11 protein-coding genes and 1 pseudogene are annotated in these 15,991 nt (G+C 72.9%); 3 read left to right on the forward strand and 9 right to left on the reverse strand.

Annotation, left to right across the window (positions count from 1 at the left end; all coding sequences use genetic code 11):
* Positions 1 to 5: 5 nt before the first annotated feature.
* From AB0K25_RS06130 to AB0K25_RS06155, 6 genes are all read right to left on the reverse strand, one after another.
* Complete coding sequence (locus tag AB0K25_RS06130) at positions 6 to 1,016, reverse strand: amidohydrolase family protein (protein ID WP_208568918.1); 1,011 nt, start codon at positions 1,014 to 1,016, stop codon at positions 6 to 8.
* Complete coding sequence (locus tag AB0K25_RS06135) at positions 1,013 to 2,017, reverse strand: creatininase family protein (protein ID WP_363818795.1); 1,005 nt, start codon at positions 2,015 to 2,017, stop codon at positions 1,013 to 1,015. The genes AB0K25_RS06130 and AB0K25_RS06135 overlap by 4 nt, the downstream gene beginning before the upstream one ends.
* The gene (locus tag AB0K25_RS06140) at positions 2,014 to 3,795 is read right to left on the reverse strand and encodes an iron ABC transporter permease (RefSeq protein ID WP_308290874.1); all 1,782 of its coding nucleotides are present in this window, start codon (positions 3,793 to 3,795) and stop codon (positions 2,014 to 2,016) included. The genes AB0K25_RS06135 and AB0K25_RS06140 overlap by 4 nt, the downstream gene beginning before the upstream one ends.
* The gene (locus AB0K25_RS06145) at positions 3,792 to 4,865 is read right to left on the reverse strand and encodes an ABC transporter ATP-binding protein (protein ID WP_363818798.1); all 1,074 of its coding nucleotides are present in this window, start codon (positions 4,863 to 4,865) and stop codon (positions 3,792 to 3,794) included. Before AB0K25_RS06145 ends, AB0K25_RS06140 begins: the two co-directional genes overlap by 4 nt.
* A 160-nt stretch (positions 4,866 to 5,025) precedes the next feature.
* Positions 5,026 to 6,069: an extracellular solute-binding protein gene (locus AB0K25_RS06150; protein WP_219464133.1), complete on the reverse strand. Its 1,044-nt coding sequence runs from the start codon at positions 6,067 to 6,069 to the stop codon at positions 5,026 to 5,028.
* Positions 6,070 to 6,111: 42 nt separating this feature from the next.
* Positions 6,112 to 7,275 carry an ROK family protein gene (locus AB0K25_RS06155; RefSeq protein ID WP_219464134.1) on the reverse strand — a complete coding sequence of 388 codons (1,164 nt, stop codon included), beginning with the start codon at positions 7,273 to 7,275 and terminating at the stop codon, positions 6,112 to 6,114.
* A 414-nt stretch (positions 7,276 to 7,689) separates the two neighbouring features.
* Between AB0K25_RS06155 and AB0K25_RS06160 the strand changes: the two genes are divergently transcribed.
* Positions 7,690 to 10,383, forward strand: a complete 2,694-nt coding sequence (locus AB0K25_RS06160) for a sugar-binding protein (RefSeq protein ID WP_363818802.1) — start codon at positions 7,690 to 7,692, stop codon at positions 10,381 to 10,383.
* 169 nt (positions 10,384 to 10,552) lie between these two features.
* Here AB0K25_RS06160 and AB0K25_RS06165 read toward each other — a convergent pair whose 3' ends face one another.
* Together AB0K25_RS06165 and AB0K25_RS06170 are read right to left on the reverse strand one after the other, a co-directional pair.
* Positions 10,553 to 12,283, reverse strand: a complete 1,731-nt coding sequence (locus tag AB0K25_RS06165; RefSeq protein WP_357535759.1) for a glycoside hydrolase family 3 N-terminal domain-containing protein — start codon at positions 12,281 to 12,283, stop codon at positions 10,553 to 10,555.
* A 157-nt stretch (positions 12,284 to 12,440) separates the two neighbouring features.
* Positions 12,441 to 12,929, reverse strand: a complete 489-nt coding sequence (locus AB0K25_RS06170) for a DUF3145 domain-containing protein (protein WP_088647746.1) — start codon at positions 12,927 to 12,929, stop codon at positions 12,441 to 12,443.
* Between the two features lie 357 nt (positions 12,930 to 13,286).
* Here AB0K25_RS06170 and AB0K25_RS06175 point away from each other — a divergent pair, with 357 nt between their 5' ends.
* Entirely contained in the window at positions 13,287 to 13,616 is a 330-nt protein-coding gene (locus AB0K25_RS06175) for a hypothetical protein (RefSeq protein WP_208568913.1), read from the forward strand.
* A 291-nt stretch (positions 13,617 to 13,907) separates the two neighbouring features.
* Here AB0K25_RS06175 and AB0K25_RS06180 read toward each other — a convergent pair whose 3' ends face one another.
* The gene (locus AB0K25_RS06180; RefSeq protein WP_357535530.1) at positions 13,908 to 14,525 is read right to left on the reverse strand and encodes a carbonic anhydrase; all 618 of its coding nucleotides are present in this window, start codon (positions 14,523 to 14,525) and stop codon (positions 13,908 to 13,910) included.
* A gap of 317 nt (positions 14,526 to 14,842) precedes the next feature.
* Between AB0K25_RS06180 and AB0K25_RS06185 the strand changes: the two are divergent.
* Positions 14,843 to 15,733 (forward strand): annotated as a pseudogene (locus tag AB0K25_RS06185) (alpha/beta hydrolase); the annotation flags it as partial.
* Between the last annotated feature and the right edge of the window lie 258 nt (positions 15,734 to 15,991).

Raw genomic sequence — 15,991 nt, forward strand, 5'->3', positions numbered from 1 at the left:
GTTCCTTACTTCCTTCCGGGCCGGGACGCGGCACGGGGGCCGGCTCCCGGGTTCTCGGCTGGTCGGTCGGTCAGGCCCAGCAGCCGTTCGGCGTTACCGGCGAAGATCGTCCGGAGGTGGTCGTCGGGCATCCCCAGCTCGCGGCAGACCCGCAACTGGTCGTCGAGGTAGCGGGTGACGTAGCCGCGCGGGAACCACGACGAGTCGCTGCCGTACACGATGCGCTGCGGGCCGATCGTCTCGTAGCAGCGGCGGAACAGGTCCTCCAACGTCAGCTTGTACGGCATCCAGCGCACCCACTGGTTGGAGCCGGACGTGTCGACGTGGATGTTGGGGCAGCCCCAGGCGGCGAAGAGCAGATCCTGCACGTGCTGGACGCCGAAGTGCGGCACCACCACGTTCAGCTCGGGGAAGCGGCGGGCCATCCGGGCCAGCTCGTCGGGGCCGCCGTACCGGCCGAAGGAGAGGCCACCGGCGCTGCCGTAGTGGCCGATGTGGATCAGCACCGGCACCCCGAGGCGCTGGGCGGTGGACCACAGCGGGTCCAGGTCGGCGTGGTCCAGCGGGCCGCGTAGCAGCGGGGCGAACAGCTTCAGCCCGCGCAGCCCCCGTTCGGTCACCGCGCGTTCCAGCTCGGCGGCGGCCCCCGGCGAGTACGGGTCGTGGTGGGCGAAGCCGAGCAGCAGGTCCGGGTGCCGGTCGACCACGTCGGCGACGGTGTCGTTGCCGCCGCCGGTGACGAAGACCGCCCGCCGTACCCCGACCGCACGCAGCTCGTCGGCCCACCGGTCGGCCTCGTCCTGCCAGCGTGGGGCGGGCGGCTCGGGGTCGGGGAAGCTCCACGCCTGCCGCCACGCCTTCGCGTACGGGGCGGAGCCGGCTGCCCGGACGGCCCGCTCGTGTTCCCCGCCGGGGTGCATCCCGGCGGCGTCCTCGCAGGCGTGGATCGTCTCGTCGGTGCCGATGCGGAAGTGCAGGTGGAAGTCGACGATGTCGAGTCCCCGGTCCACGCTCACCGCTCTCCCCCGGTCACCGTCGTAGGGTCACCGGCCGCCGGGGCCGGCCCGGCCGTCGGTGCCGGGCCGTCGGCCGCCGCGTCGGGTAGCGGGTCGGCGGTGGGCGGGGCGGGCGGTGGGGCGGCCACCCAGGCGGCGACGATCTCCCGCAGCCGCGCGCCGGCCGTGGCGCGGACCTGCCGGCCGGCCGCCTCGGAGGCCAGCGAGATGTGCCCGGACCAGCCCTGCCACGGGTCGGGACGGGACTCGACCAGCACGTAGGGATGGCCGACCGGCAGCTTCGGCTTCGGCGGCAGGTCGGTCACGGCGTCGAGGCGGACCGCGCCGGGATCGAACCCGAGCACCCCGGAGGTCTCGTACGCGCCGCCGTGCCCCCGGGCGGTCAGCGGCCCGTACAGCTCGGTGGTCTCCGCCGGGGTGACCAGTTGGAACCAGTTGACCAGCAGCAGGCTGGCGGTTCGCCGGCCGGAGACCCATTCCATCGCGGCCCGCACGGTGGACATGTTGGCGTCGTGGCCGTTGACGATCAGCAGCCGGGGGAAACCGGCGGCGACGATCCCCTCGATCACGTCGGCGAGGTAGCCGACGGCGATCTCCGGCCGGATCGACACCGTGCCCGGCCAGGGCCGGGTCTGCCCAGGGCAGGCCGCATAGGGCACCGCCGGGAAGAGCACCCCGCGCGGCCCGGGGGAGCCGGTGGTCGTATCCCCCGAGGAGCTGGCGGCCGACGCGGACCCGGCGGCCGACGCGACAGCGCCACCGGCCTCGGCGGCCGGGCTGGACGTGCCGCCGGCTTCGGCGGCCGGGCTGGACGTGCCGCCGGCTTCGGCGGCGAAGCCTTCGGCGAGGATCAGGTCGGTGCCGAGCGGCAGGTGCGGGCCGTGCCACTCGACGGCGCCGACGGGCAGCACCGCGTAGTCGGCCGCCGCCGCGACGGCGGCCAGCTCGCCACCGGGAATCCGGGTGGCGGGCAGCAGCCCGCCACCGGTCGGCCAGGTCACGCCGTCCACTTCGCCGCCTCCCGGGTGGCCCGGCCGCCGTTCTGCAGGCGGCCGGAGAACACCATCACCAAGAAGATCAACACCACCTGGAGCATGCCGTACGCGGCGGCGGTGCCGACCTCGAACGAGTACATCCGGTTGTTGATCTCGACCGAGATGGGTGCCGTCTCCGAGGTGTAGATCAGCACCGAAGCGACGAACTCGCCCACCCCGTTGACGAAGGCGAGCAGCGCGCCGGCCAGCACACCGGGCAGCATCAGCCGCAGGGTGACCGTGCCGAACGCCCGCCACCAGGGGGCGCCGAGGTTGCGGGCCGCCTCCTCCAACGACGGGTCGATCTGCGCCAGCGTCGCCGAACTCGACCGGAACACCAACGGCAGGAACCGCACGAAGTACGCCAACGGCATGATCCAGAAGGTGCCGATCAGCACCTGGCCGAAGCTGAACGCGTTACCGGTGCTGAACGCGGAGATCAGGTTGATCGCCACCACCGTGCCGGGCAGCGCCCAGGCCAGCATGACCGCCACGTCGAGCAGCCCCCGGCCCCGGAAGTCGAGCCGGCGCACCGCGTACGCGATCAGCACGCCGACCACCACGCAGCCGACCGTGGCGAGCACGCTCATCCGCAACGAGTTGAGGATCGGCCGGTACGCCCCCGGGTCGGAGAAGATCGTGACGAAGTTCTGCATCGTGTACTCCGACGGGATCACCTCCGTGGTCCACGAGCCGTCCCGGGAGAAGGCGACCAGGGCGATCGTCGCCACCGGGGCGAGCAGCACCATGGTCGCCAGCACCGAGGCGACCAGGGCCAGCCACTTGCCCAGCGGGTTGGTGATCTCCCGGCGGTGCGAGGCGACGCCCTTGGACTGGGAGCGGTAGCTGCGCCGCCCCTCGTACCAGCGCATCCCGAGCAGGAACAGCACCGAGGACACCGCCAGCACCGACGCGTAGGTCGAGGCCATCGGCAGGTCGCCGTTGGTGCGGTTGATGTAGATCTGCATGGTCATCGTGCGGTCCACGCCGAACAGCAACGGCGCGGTGTACGACGCCAGCGACGTCATGAAGACCAGCAGCGACGCGGAGACCAGCGCCGGGGTGAGCATCGGCAGCAGCACGGTGCGCCACACCCGGACCCGGCTCGCGCCCAGGTTGTAGGCCGCCTCCTCCACCGACGGGTCCATCCCGACCAGGGCGGCCGAGGCGGCGAGGTAGAAGAACGGGTACATGGTGAAGGTGTGCACCACCAGCACCCCGGCGATGCCGGTGAACGGCAGCACCGGGTTCTCCGTGCCGAGGAGCTGTTGCAGGCCGCGCGGCAGGATGCCGGTCTCGCTGTAGAGCAGCTGGAACGAGATCGCCCCGATCAGCGGCGGCAGCGCCGCCGGCACCAGGATGATCGCCTCGATCAGCCGCCGGCCGGGAAACGAGAAGCGCTTGAGCAGGAAGGCCATCGCCACCCCGACGATCCCGCAGAGCAGCACGCTGGCCGCCGAGATCATCAGCGAGGTGAGCAGCGCCGACCGGGCCACCCCGGAGCCGGTGACGAACTCCGTGTAGTTGGCCACCCCCTCCACCCCGACACTCTCGGCGAAGGTGGCGAACATCGGCTGCACCACGTAGCCGAAGAGGATCAGCGCCAGCGGGAAGACCAGCAGGTACGGAAACCAGGGCGAGTTGGCGTTGAGGCCGCGCCGGGGCCGGTCGGCACGCGGCGGGGCAGGGTCCTTGGTGACCGGCGGCACGGTGGCCGGACTCGGCGTGGCGGGAATGGTACTCACGGGCGCACCACCCACATGCGCTGGCGGTTGAGTCGCAGGCCGACCTGGTCGCCGACGGCGATGCCGGCCGGGACGTCGATCGCGGCGACCTGGACCGGCTCGCCGGCCACCTCGACCACGAGGTTGGTGGCCATGCCGGTGAACTCCACCTCGGTCACCCGGCCGGTGAGCGCGCCGGCCTCGGTGGCCGAGGTGAGCCCGAGGTGCTCGGGGCGTACCGAGACCAGGGCGGTGTCCCCGGCGCGCAGGCCGTGGTCGGCGGGGGCGGTGACGGCGGTCTCGCTGCCGTCGGGCAGGCCCACGGTGACCGTCTCGGCGGTGGCGGTGACCACCGGCAGGTTGAGCACGTTGCTGCGGCCGATGAACCGGGCCACGAAGGCGGTCGCCGGCCGGTGGTAGATCTCCTGCGGGGCGCCGATCTGCCGGACCCGGCCGGATTCCATGACGGCGATCCGGTCGGACATCGCCATCGCCTCGGCCTGGTCGTGGGTGACGTAGATGGCGGTGGTGCCGGCCTCCTGCTGGATCCGGCGGATCTCCACCCGGGTCTCCTCGCGCAGCTTGGCGTCGAGGTTGGACAGCGGCTCGTCGAGCAGCAGGGTACGCGGCCGGATGACCAGCGCGCGGGCCAGCGCCACCCGCTGCTGCTGGCCACCGGAGAGCTGGTCGATCCGGCGGTCGCCGTAGCCGGCGAGGTGGACCTGGCCGAGGGCCTCCTCGATCCGCCGGGCGGACTCGGCCCGCCCCACCTTGCGGATCTTCAGCCCGTACGCGACGTTCTGCGCGACGGACATGTGCGGGAAGAGGGCGTAGTTCTGGAACACCATGCCGGTGTCGCGCTTGTTCGGCGGCCGGTGGGTGACGTCCTCCGTGCCGAACCGGATCCGCCCCGAAGTGGGGAAGTAGAACCCGGCCACCATCCGCAGGGTGGTGGTCTTGCCGCAGCCGCTCGGCCCGAGCAGGGTGAAGAACTCCCCGGCGGCGATGCTGATGTCGACGTCGTCGACGGCAGCGGTGTCGCCGGCACGCGCGAAGCGCTTGCTCACCGACTCCAGCGTGACATCGATCATGATGTCCTCTCCTTCATGCGGTACCGGACCTGGCCGGGCGGGGTGGCGGGACCGGGCCCGTGGGCACGGGGAAACGGATGACGGTTGCGAAGACGGGCCGCCCGGGTGGGCGGCGCGACGGGCGGTGCCGGGGGCGGGACGACCCCCGGCACCCGTACGGTCAGCCCTTGTTCTTGATCTGGCTGTTCCAGTGGTTGATCCACTCGGTCTCGTTCTTGCCGATGATGTCCCAGTTGACGTCGAGCGGCTTGAGGTTGAGCTGGGCCAGCCACTCCGGCTGCTGGGCGATCTCCACGGCCGGGATCTGGTAGTAGTCCTTGGCCAGGTCGGCGCGGAGCGTGTCGTCGAAGAGGAACTCGATGAACTTCTGCGCGCCGGCGCTGTTGCCGCCCTTGACCGCGGCGAGCCCGTCGACCAGCACCGGGGCGCCGGAGGCCGGCATCACGTAGCCGAACGGCATGTTGGACTGGTTGGCCTGGAGCAGGATGTCCTGCAGGTTCCAGGCGCTCAGCGTGCCCTGCTGGCGGGAGAGCTTGAGGTAGAGGTCGGCCGGGTTGGCCGCGTACGAGCCGGTGTTGGCGTCGAGCTTCTTGAGCCAGTCGTAGCCGGGCTGCGGGTTGCTGCCGTCCGGCGACTGCCGCATGATCATCGCGGCGTAGATCGACCGCATGGTGCCCGAGGCGGCCACGTCCCGGATGACGATCTTGTCTTTCCACTCCGGCTTCAGCAGGTCGTCCCAGTCCTTCGGGGCCTGCTCCGGGGTGAGCGCCTTGTTGTTGTACATGATGACCTCGGGCAGCAGGATCTCACCGAACCAGCGACCCTCGGCGTCCTTGTACTTCGCGTCCATCTTGCCGGCGAACGCGGGCTGCCAGGCGGTGAGCAGGTCCTCACCGGCACCGGCGGACAGCCCCTGCTGGGTGCCGCCCCACCAGACGTCGGCCTGCGGGTTGGCCTTCTCGGCCCGGACCCGCTCCAGGATCTCCTGGGCGCCCAGGTTGAGGATCTCCACCTTCCCCTTGTACTCGGGGTACTTGGCGGTGAACTTGTCCACCACGAAGGTGGAGACCTTCTTGTCGCGGGCGGTGTAGATCGTCAGCTTCTCCGTCTCACCCGCAGCGGTGTCGTCCGAGCCGCCGCCGCAGGCGGTGCCGGCGGCGAGGACGGTGGCGAGCGCTCCGGCGAGCAGAAGTCGACGTCTCATGGGATACCTCCGAGGGGTTGGGGAGAAGTGAGGCGGGGCAGGTCAGGGGGCCGGCAACAGGGTGGGCAACCCGGCTGCGGCGGCGGAGAGGGCGTAGCTGACCGCGCCGTGCAGCACGGCCCGGTCGCCGAGCACGGCCCGGCGCACCTCGGTGGTGCTGGGTGCGGCGGCGGTGACCAGGTCCTGGAGCCGGCCGACGGCGGCGTCGTCGAGGTCGGCGGCGGCACCGCTGAGCAGCACCCGCCCCGGGTCGATGACGCAGACGCAGGAGACGATCAGCCGGGACCAGGCGTGCAGCAGTTCGTCGAGGTAGCCGGCGGCGCGCGGATCGGTGACGGCCAGGGCGACCAGCGCGCGTACCGGCGAGTCGGGGCGGCGGCCCGGGGCCAGTGCGACGACCCGTTCGGCGATCGCGTTCTCCGACCAGCGGGCCTCGAACGGGCCGATCCCGTCGTGTCCCCGGCCGGCCGGGTCCAGCGGCAGGAAACCGACCTCGCCGGCCGCGCCCCGGGCCCCCCGCCGGACCTGGCCGTCGAGCACCAGGCCCGCGCCGATGCCGTCGGCGACGTGCAGCAGCAGCAGGTCGGCGACGTCGGTGCCGGCCCCGGCGGCGTGTTCGCCGGCCGCCATCAGGTTGACGTCGTTGTCCACCACCACCGGCACGCCCAGCGTCCGCTGGACCGACTCCCCTATCGGTCGGCCCTCGATCAGGCCGACCGAGGGGGCGAGTCGGACCGCGCCGCCGGAGATGACGCCGGGCGCGGCGATGGCCACCCCGCGCAGCGCCGGCAGGCCGTCCCCGGCCAGCTCGGGCACCGAGCGGCAGATGGTGTCGACGATGTCGCCGGTCAGCCGGATCGCGCGGTGGGCGACGACCGCGCCGTCGCTGTCGGCGATCTCGCAGCTGATCCGGGACGGTTCCAGCGAGACGGCGGCGACCAGCTCGGCGCGCGGGTTGAACTCCAGCATCGCCCGGGGGCGGCCGGCCCGGGAGGTGCCCGGCCCGCGTTCGATCAGGTAGCCCTCGGCGATCAGGTCACGCACGAGCGGGGTGAGCGTCGCGGGGCTCAGGCCGGTCAGCTCGGTCAGCTCGGCCCGGGAGAGCAGCCGGACCTGGCGGGCGGTGGAGATCACGGAAAGCCGCTTGATCTCCTTCGACCGCTCCCGGCTCACCGGGCTCGTTGGTGGCGTCACCACGTCTGTCACACTTCCTTCCTACGGCGAACGAATTAAAGAGTCAAGTAACAAGTCCGTCTCGACCAGCGCGCAGACAGCACCGGAGCAGCGACGACATCCGCGCCGGGGCCGACGCCCGGGACGGGCCGGCCGTGGCGGAATATCACCGGACATCCCGGACAGGGCGTACTTTATTTCTTCTGCAAAGAAAGAAATACCTTCCAGAACATTGACGTGCCGCCACGCTGGTCCCTAGCGTCACCGGGCGAAGGCCTTCCAGTGTGTACGGAACCCGTACCGCTGCCGTACCCGGTGCACCGCGTCCAACGACGCCCACCGTTCCCGTTCCCGCCGCCTCACCGTCCACCGACGACCGCTCGTCGGACGCCCCGCGTCCGACGAGGACCGTCGCTGCCCGGACATCGTGGTTCCGGAAGGATCTGCATGCGCATCAAGGGTTTCCTGCTACCCACCGCACTCGCCCTGGCCGTGGCCGGGGCGCCCGCCACCGCCGTCGCCGCCCCGGCCGACGTCCGCCCCGCCAAGGCCGTCGACCTCGACGTGCTCTTCGTCAGCGCCCACCCCGACGACGAGGCCGGCAGCCTCGCCACCCTCGGCCAGTGGAAGGAGAAGTACGGCGCCAAGGCCGGCGTCGTCACCATCACCCGCGGTGAGGGCGGCGGTAACGCCGTCGGCCTGGAAGAGGGGCCACCGCTGGGCATCATCCGTGAACGCGAGGAGCGCACCGCGATCGGCAAGGCCGGCGTGGAGAACCTCTACAACCTCGACCGGGTCGACTTCTGGTACACCGCGTCCGCCCCGCTGTCCGAGCAGATCTGGGGCCACGACGACACCCTGGGTCAGATCGTCCGGGTCATCCGGACCACCCGGCCCGAGATCATCATGACGATGAACCCGTCGCCGACCCCGGGCAACCACGGCAACCACCAGCAGGCCGCCCGGTTCGCCGCCGAGGCGTTCGCCGCCGCCGCCGACCCGAACGCCTTCCCCGAGCAGCTCAGCGCCGAGGGCCTCACCCCGTTCCGGGCCGCGAAGTTCCTGCGCAGCGGCGGCACCGGCAGCTCCGCCGCCGGGCCGCAGTGCGCGACCAGCTTCACCCCCACCGTCCCCACCGACCAGGTCTTCGGCGTCTGGGAGGGCACCGCGAGCGCCAGCGGGAAGACCTGGGCCGAGATCGAGGTCGACGCCCGCCGGGAGTACGTCACCCAGGGCTGGGCCGGCACCGCCGCCGCCCCCACCGACCCGACCAAGATCCGGTGTGACTTCTACACCCTGATCGACAGCCGCGTCCCGTACGACCCGGCGGACACCTCCCCGGAGGCGATCCTGCGCGGCTCGGTGCTGCCGCCGGTGACCGGTGGCCTGCCCAAGGGCACCGAGCTGTACCTCACCACCGACCGGTTCGACCTGGCCCCCGGCGCGACCGTCGAGGTCACCGCGCACCTGCGCGCCCCGCACAACCGTGCCCTGGTCAAGCCCCGGATCGACCTGCGGCTGCCGGCCGGCTGGAAGGTCAAGGGCTCCGGCGTGCTCAACAGTGACGTGCCGTCGGGCAAGGAGCGGACCCGGAAGTTCACCGTCACCGTTGCGGCCGACGCCGCCACCTTCCAGCAGCAGCTCATCGGGGCCACCCTGACCACCCGTCAGGGTGCCGGGCGCACCGACCGGGCCGTCCGGGTGGTCGCCGACGTCCGGGGCACCCTGGAGCCGCTGCCCGAGGTGGGCACGTTCCGCACCTGGGCCGGTGAGGGCGGATACCCGCAGCTGGACACCCTGATCAAGCCGGTGCTCACCATCGGCTCCGGTCAGCAGCGCACGGTCCGTATCGACCTGCGCAACCACGGCCGGGTCAGCCGCAGCGGCACCGTCACCCTCGGCCTGCCGGCCGGCTTCACCGCCGACGCGGCCACCAAGAGCTACCCCGCGCTGGCCCCCGGCGCGACCGGGGCGGTCACCTTCACCGTCACCAACACCGACGCCACCCTGCCGACCGCCAACGAGGGCGGCACGGACGGCGACTACGGCATCACCATCACCACCACCAGCGCCGCCGGCAGCACCGTGGAGACCGGCGCACTGGAGATCGTCCCGACCACCGAGGTCCCGGCCGCCGGGGCCGGCACCGTCGACGGGGTCGCCTCGCCCGGCGAGTACCCCGGCCCGGAGCTGGACTTCTCCCGCATCTGGGAGGGGCAGGCCACGACCCCGCAGGACGCCTCGGCGACCGGCCGGATCGCCTGGACCGCCGACGGGCTGAAGGTGCTCGTCCAGGTCACCGACGACGTGCTGGGCAAGAAGGTCGTCCCGCAGGACTGCAAGCGGCAGCGCCGCACCGACAGTGTGGAGATCATCGTCGACCCGAAGGGGAACTCGACGGACACCTCCACCGTGTTCAAGGCCGGCATCTTCCCGATCACCGACGATCCGGCCAACGGCGACCCGCCGTGCTGGCAGCGCGACGCCGACAACCGGCAGGGCCCGGGGGCGACCACCGCACCCGGGATGACCGTGGTCAGCAAGGTCAGCTCCCCGTACACCGGGTACACCATCGAGACGATGATCCCGTTCGCGGTGCTGCCGGACGCCGTGGACCCGGCCCGGATGGGCTTCAACGTGCTGGTCTACGACTCGGACACCCAGGACCTCAGCTCGCAGTCCCGGCTGGGCTGGTCCACCTTCACCGGCGTCCGGGCCGACCCGTACCGCTACGGTCTGACCACCCTGCCCGGCTACCAGCCGGCGGCCCGGCAGCCCAGCACGCCGGTGTTCCCGGACACCTCGGCGCGCAGCGTGCACAGCCCGCAGACCATCGCCCAGTCGGCCGTGGACGGGGTCGCCCCGGCCGCCGTGCCGAGGCTGAAGAACTCGGCGCTGCGGCTGACCTCGGCCCACCGGGTCACCGACGGCGTGCAGGTCACCCTGCGTGCCGACCGGGCCGGAACCGCCTACCTGTACGCCTGGGACGGCGACACGGCCCAGGGCGAGCACACGGTACGGCTGGCCGCCGGTGACCGGGTCACCGTGACGGTCCCGACCAGCGGGGGCACCCCGACGTCGCTGCTGGCCGCCTTCGAGTCCGGTGGCGCGGCAGTGGCCCAGCAGGTCCCGCTGAACTGATCCACCACCGCACCGGCCGTGGCCGGTCGTCGACCTCCGTCGGCGACCGGCCACGTCGGCGTCGGACGCCGCGCGGCCCGGCTCCCTCGGGGGCGGGCCGGGCACCCGGACCGCCCACCCCTCGCCAGAGCGGACAGCGGGGGCAAGCAGACAGCGGGCGCAGTCGGGGTCAGCCGGTGCAGGTGGTGGTGGGCAGCCCGGTCAGCGGCACCGGGGAACGCCCGGTCGGCTTCGCCTTGCCGGCCAGCACCCCGGCGAGCGCGGTCATCGAGGCCCGGCTGGACGAATAGGTCGCCAGCAGCGTCGGCGAGGCCGCCTTCTCCAGCACGTACGGGGTGTCCATCGCCACGGTGACCGCCGCGTCGGCGGCGAGATCCTTCGGGCCGTCGCCGTAGCCGACCAGGTGCACCCGCGTGCCGCCCTTGGGCACCACCCGCACGCCCGCATCGGTCAACGCCTCGGTGAGCGCCGCCCGGGTCTTGTCCCGCCCGTCGGAGGTGGTGACGGTGACCGGGCCGGACACCGCCACGCCGCACTTCCCGCGTAGCTGGGTGACCGCCGCGGCGGCCAACGCGGTGGCGGCGGCCCGGTGCGGGGCGCTGTCGAGCGTGGACATCGCCGGCGTCGGTCGGTCGGCCAGCCGGAACTTCATGGTCAACACCCGGGTGACCGCCGCCACCAGCCGGTCCCGGGGCAGCGTGCCGTCGCGCAGCGCGGCCAGCAGCCCGTCGTACGCCTGGCCGACGTTCGGGGTCATCAGGATCAGGTCGTTGCCGGCGAGCAGGGCCTTCACCGCCGCCTCGCCCGGCGGGTAGCGCTTCGCCGGCGGCATGTTCATCCCGTCGGTGATCACCACGCCCTGGAAACCCAGCTCGCCGCGCAGCACGTCGGTGAGCAGCTTGCGGGAGAAGGTGGCCGGGGTGCCCGGGTCCACGGCGGTGACGTCGAGGTGCGCCGACATCACCGCCATCGCCCCGGCGTCGATGCCGGCCCGGAACGGCGGGAAGGCGGTGGCGTCCAACTCGGCCCGGGGCTGCGCCACCACCGGGACCTCCTGGTGCGAGTCGGCGGCGCTGAGCCCGTGCCCGGGGAAGTGCTTGACGCTGGCCGCCACCCCGGCGCTCTGCAACCCCTGGACCGCGCCCGCGACCTGCCCGGCGGCCCGCTTCGGGTCGGCGCCGAAGGACCGCGAGCCGATCACCGTGCTGCGGGTGGCCAGGACGTCGGCGACCGGGGCGAAGTCCAGGTTCACCCCCATCGCGGCCAGTTCGGTGCCGGCGGCCTTCCAGGCGGCCTCGGTCCGGGCCGGATCGTCGGCCGCCCCGGCGGCGAGCGCGCTGGGCAGCGTGGTCACCCCGTCGGTGATCCGGGTGACCACCCCGTACTCCTGGTCGGTGCCGACCAGGAACGGGGCCGGGCCGGCGGCCAGCTTCCCGGCGGCCTGGCGCAGCCCGGCGGTCAGCTTCTTCACCTGGGCCGGGTTGTCGACGTTGGTGGTGGACTGGTTGCCGGAGGTGGGATCGTCGGCGCTGAACCCGACCAGGATCAGCCCGCCGAGCCGGTACTTCGCGATCATCTCGGCCGGGGTGTCGACCCCGGCGAGGGCCTGGTTGCCGGTGGCCGATCCGGGCGTCACCGTCGTCGCCGAACTGCCGTACGCGTAGGGCATCAGCACCTGGCCGACCAGGTCCTCGTCGGCGAGCGTGCCGGCCAGCGCGGCGGCCCGACCGGCCGGGTCGTCGGCGGTGGGCGCCGCGACGGTCGGGCTGGCTGTCGGGGCGGCCCCGGACAGGGCCGGCGCGGGAGCCTGCCCCTCCCCCGCGCATCCGGAGGCGAGCAGCGCGGTCAGGGCGGCGACAGCGACGCCGGCACGTCGCGAGGAGTTCGGCACCCGGCCCATCCAACCCGCGCCGGAGATCAGCGGCAACCCGACCAGGTCAGGCGATGGGTGGAGGATGCCTGTCCCCGACCGGGTGTCCGGCTGACCCGCTCGCTCTCCTGGCCGTCGGACGGCCGGTCCGGGTGAGCAGACTCACCCACTTCAGGCGCCGCTGCGGTCAGCCGACCCGGGTGAGCAGGGTCACCGGCGCACCGTCCCCGGCGTACCGGTAGGGCTCCAGCTCCGCGTCCCAGGCCGTGCCCATCGCCTTGTCCAGGGCGTGCGCCAACGCCTCCGGGCGTACCGACGCCATGATGCTGCGCAGCCGGTCCTCGCCGAGCTGGATGTCGCCGGCCGCGCCCACCGCGGCCCGGAACAGGCCCCGGCCGGGCACGTGCATGAAACGCTCGCCGTCCGCGCCGGTGCTGGGTTCCTCGGTCACCTCGAAACGGATCATGGGCCACTGCCTGAGGGCAGCAGCCAGCTCGGCACCCGTCCCCGGCCGGCCGGTCCATCCGCACTCGGCCCGGCGGGCGCCGGGATCGACGGGCTGGGCCGTCCAGTGCAGGTTGACCGGCGCGGCAAGGACGCGCGCGATCGCCCACTCGACGTGTGAGCACACGGCGAGCGGGGTCGAGTGGACGTATACGACGCCACGCGTTGGCACGGTGACCTCCCGGAGAGCGAGGTGCGTCTTCCCCTACGACCTCGACCACCCGAGTGGCTGTTGCCACACATGATGACTCCTGTGACGGATGGTGCGCCAGGGAATCGGAAAATTCGCCGGCGGGAAATACCCGGACCGGTGACCCGGTTGTGCTCTCCGACGGCACGGTGAGCTGCCAGGCACCGTGGTCGTGTATATTTCTCTGGGCGGTTCTGCGCCGTCGCACCACTTCGCGGGCCGACGATCCAACCGGGCGTTCGATGACCCACCTGGGCGTTCGACGATCCGACCGGGCGTCACCCGCTACAGCCCCCGGACGATCCCCGTCCTCCCGTACGTCTTGCAAGGAGCATCTCCGTGGCAGGCAACACCTCTAAGACCGCGCGCGCGTCAGTCCGGGCCGGCCAGGCTGGCCAGGGTGGCGCCCTCAGCGTGCTGGGCGAGTTCAAGTACCTCATCCCGCTCAACGGCGGCAAGCACGCCTACGTGCGGAACCTGACCAACGGCAAGACCGCGCACCTGCGTACCGACTCCGACGCCTTCGTCGAGGAGATCCGGACGCTGGCCACCGCCGGCCACGCCGCCAAGATCCGCGCCGAGATCAACAACCTCGCCGCCACCCACCCGGACCACGGCTGGGACAAGACCGAGAAGCGTCTCGTCGAGGCCGGCGTCTTCGAGGGCTGAGCCCTCACCGAGCACATCTGGAACCGCCCGTCGGGTCACCCCGGCGGGCGGTTCCTCTTTCTCGTCCCCTCACCGTCACGGCGGGATCATCCTCATCCCGCCGTGACGATCGCGCTGCGCCCATGATCGCGCTGCGATCATGGGCGCAGCATGCGGCCCCTGGGGCAGCACGCGGTCCCCGGACAGCATGCGATCATGCGCAGCATGCTGCCTCCCGGGCAGCAGAGCGGGACAGCACGGCGGCGGGGCGGAGCAGCACGGCGGCGGGGTGGGGTAGCGCGGGGACGGGAGTCAGGGGTCGAGCAGGGTGACCTCGCCGGTGTCCAGGGCGTACAGGGCACCGACGACGTCGACATCGCCCGTGCCGACCGGGCCGGCCAGCAGGTCGTCGGTGCGCAGCGCCCGCACCGTACGCCGTACGTGCCGACGGACCGCCAGGGGATGGACTGCCGGGTGGTGCGCGCCCACCTCGACCACCGCCGGGGCGATCCGGTCGACGAGGTATCCCAGGTCACCGCCGGGCCGCTGCCCCGTGCGCAGGCTCTGCACGGTCGAGGCGACCGCCCCGCACCGCTCGTGTCCGAGCACCATCACCAGCGTCACCCCGAGCTGGTCCACCACGTACTCGATCGAGCCCCGCACGGCCCGGTCCAGCACGTGCCCTCCGGTGCGGATCACGCAGATCGAGCCGAAGGTCTGATCGAAGATCGCCTCCAGCGGCACCCGCGAGTCGATGCAGCCGAGCAGCACCGCGTAGGGCTGCTGGTCGCCGGAGGCGACGGCTGCGGCGGCGGTGACGTCGTGGCCGTGGATCGGTCGGCCGCTGACGAAGCGCCGGTTGCCGGCGAGCAGCTCTGCCAGCGCCGCCCGGGGCGGACGGACGGACCGGGGCGGCCCGCCAGGCCCCACAGGCGACGACCCGACAACGCCCGCACGTGCCACCGGAGACGACCCGACAACGCCCGCACGTGCCACCGGAGACAGCCCGGCAGCGCCCGCAGGTTCCGCTGGAGACGACCCGACAGCGCCCACGGGGGCCGTTCGGGGAGGCCGGGCCGCTCCGGCGGGCGAACGGTGCATGTCTCCAGACTGGCCGTCGGGGCGGCCCCGCGCGGGGCGGTCGGGAATCTTCTCTCCACCACGGTTGGCGTGGTCTGATGTCGGGTAGCCGGTGTTACCGCCGGGTCACACCGGTGAATGTGTCCCGGTGGCCTGGGGAGGTGGCGATGCCGGATCAGCGGGAGTTGCGGCTACCCGACGAGGTACGACTGCATGTCGAGGTGAGTGGCCCGGCGGATGCCGAGGTCACCGTGGTCCTGCTGCACGGCTGGACGCTGGACGGTCGGGCCTGGCACAAGCAGCTCGCCGACCTGCGCAGCCGGTTCGGCGACCGGGTGCGGGTGGTCGCCTACGACGCCCGGGGGCACGGCCGGTCCAGCTGCATGGCGCTGCGCACGGCGACCCTGGCCCAGCTCGGCGACGACCTGGCGGCGGTGCTGGACGAGGTGGCCCCGGCCGGGCCGGTGGTGCTGGTCGGGCACTCGATGGGCGGGATGACGGTGATGGAGTACGCCCACCGGCATCCGGTCCACTTCGCCGCCCGTACGGCCGGGCTGGTCTTCGTCTCCACCACCGCCGAGGGGCACACCCACACGGTGTACGGTCTGTCGCCGCGGATCGCCCGGCTGATCCGGCTCGCCGAGACCACCGGGGCGGGGGTGCTGGCCCGGTGCGGCTCGTGGCGGCCACCTCGTCCGCTGCTGCGCGCCCTCGCGCCGAGCATCCGGTGGATGCTCTTCGGTGACCGGTGCTCAGGCTCCGACATCCGCCTGGTCACCTCGGCGGTGGCCCGCGCGTCGCTGCGCTCGATCGGTGGTTTCCGCGCCTCGATCGGTGCCCAGCACCGGCTGGCCACCCTGGCCGCGTTGGCGCACCTGCCGGCGGCGGCACTGGTCGGTGACCGGGACCGGTTGACCCCGCCGCCGTGCGCGGAGTCGATCGCGGCGGCGCTGCCGGCCACCGAGCTGACCGTCTGCCCGGGTGCCGGGCACATGCTGATGATGGAACGCCCGGACGAGGTGAACGCCGCCCTCGCCGGGGTGCTGCACCGGGTGTTGACCGCCGGCCGGCGAGCCGGGCGCGACCCTGCGGACCAGGTCACGGCCGTCGCGCCGCCGCCGCCCGGTCCTCGCCGGCCCGCCGTCGTCCCGGCGAGGACCGGGCCGACCGGCTGAACCGCCGGGCGGCACGCGGTTCCCCGCCCCCGGCCACCTCCGCCCACTCCCCCGGTCGGTCCGGGACGGGGAAGGACCACCGGCCGGGGCCCCGTGGAGGTGGTGGAGGTCGCCCGACGGGTATCGCCCCGACGCGGGGTG

The sequence above is a fragment of the Micromonospora sp. NPDC049257 genome (assembly GCF_040678915.1).
Taxonomy (GTDB): domain Bacteria; phylum Actinomycetota; class Actinomycetes; order Mycobacteriales; family Micromonosporaceae; genus Micromonospora; species Micromonospora antibiotica.

Excerpts from the sequence above, each read along its gene's own strand:
- AB0K25_RS06145 (WP_363818798.1), bottom strand. The coding sequence starts at position 4,865 with ATGATCGATGTCACGCTGGAGTCGGTGAGCAAGCGCTTCGCGCGTGCC.
- AB0K25_RS06150 (WP_219464133.1), bottom strand. The coding sequence starts at position 6,069 with ATGAGACGTCGACTTCTGCTCGCCGGAGCGCTCGCCACCGTCCTCGCC.
- AB0K25_RS06160 (WP_363818802.1), top strand. The coding sequence starts at position 7,690 with ATGCGCATCAAGGGTTTCCTGCTACCCACCGCACTCGCCCTGGCCGTG.
- AB0K25_RS06165 (WP_357535759.1), bottom strand. The coding sequence starts at position 12,283 with ATGGGCCGGGTGCCGAACTCCTCGCGACGTGCCGGCGTCGCTGTCGCC.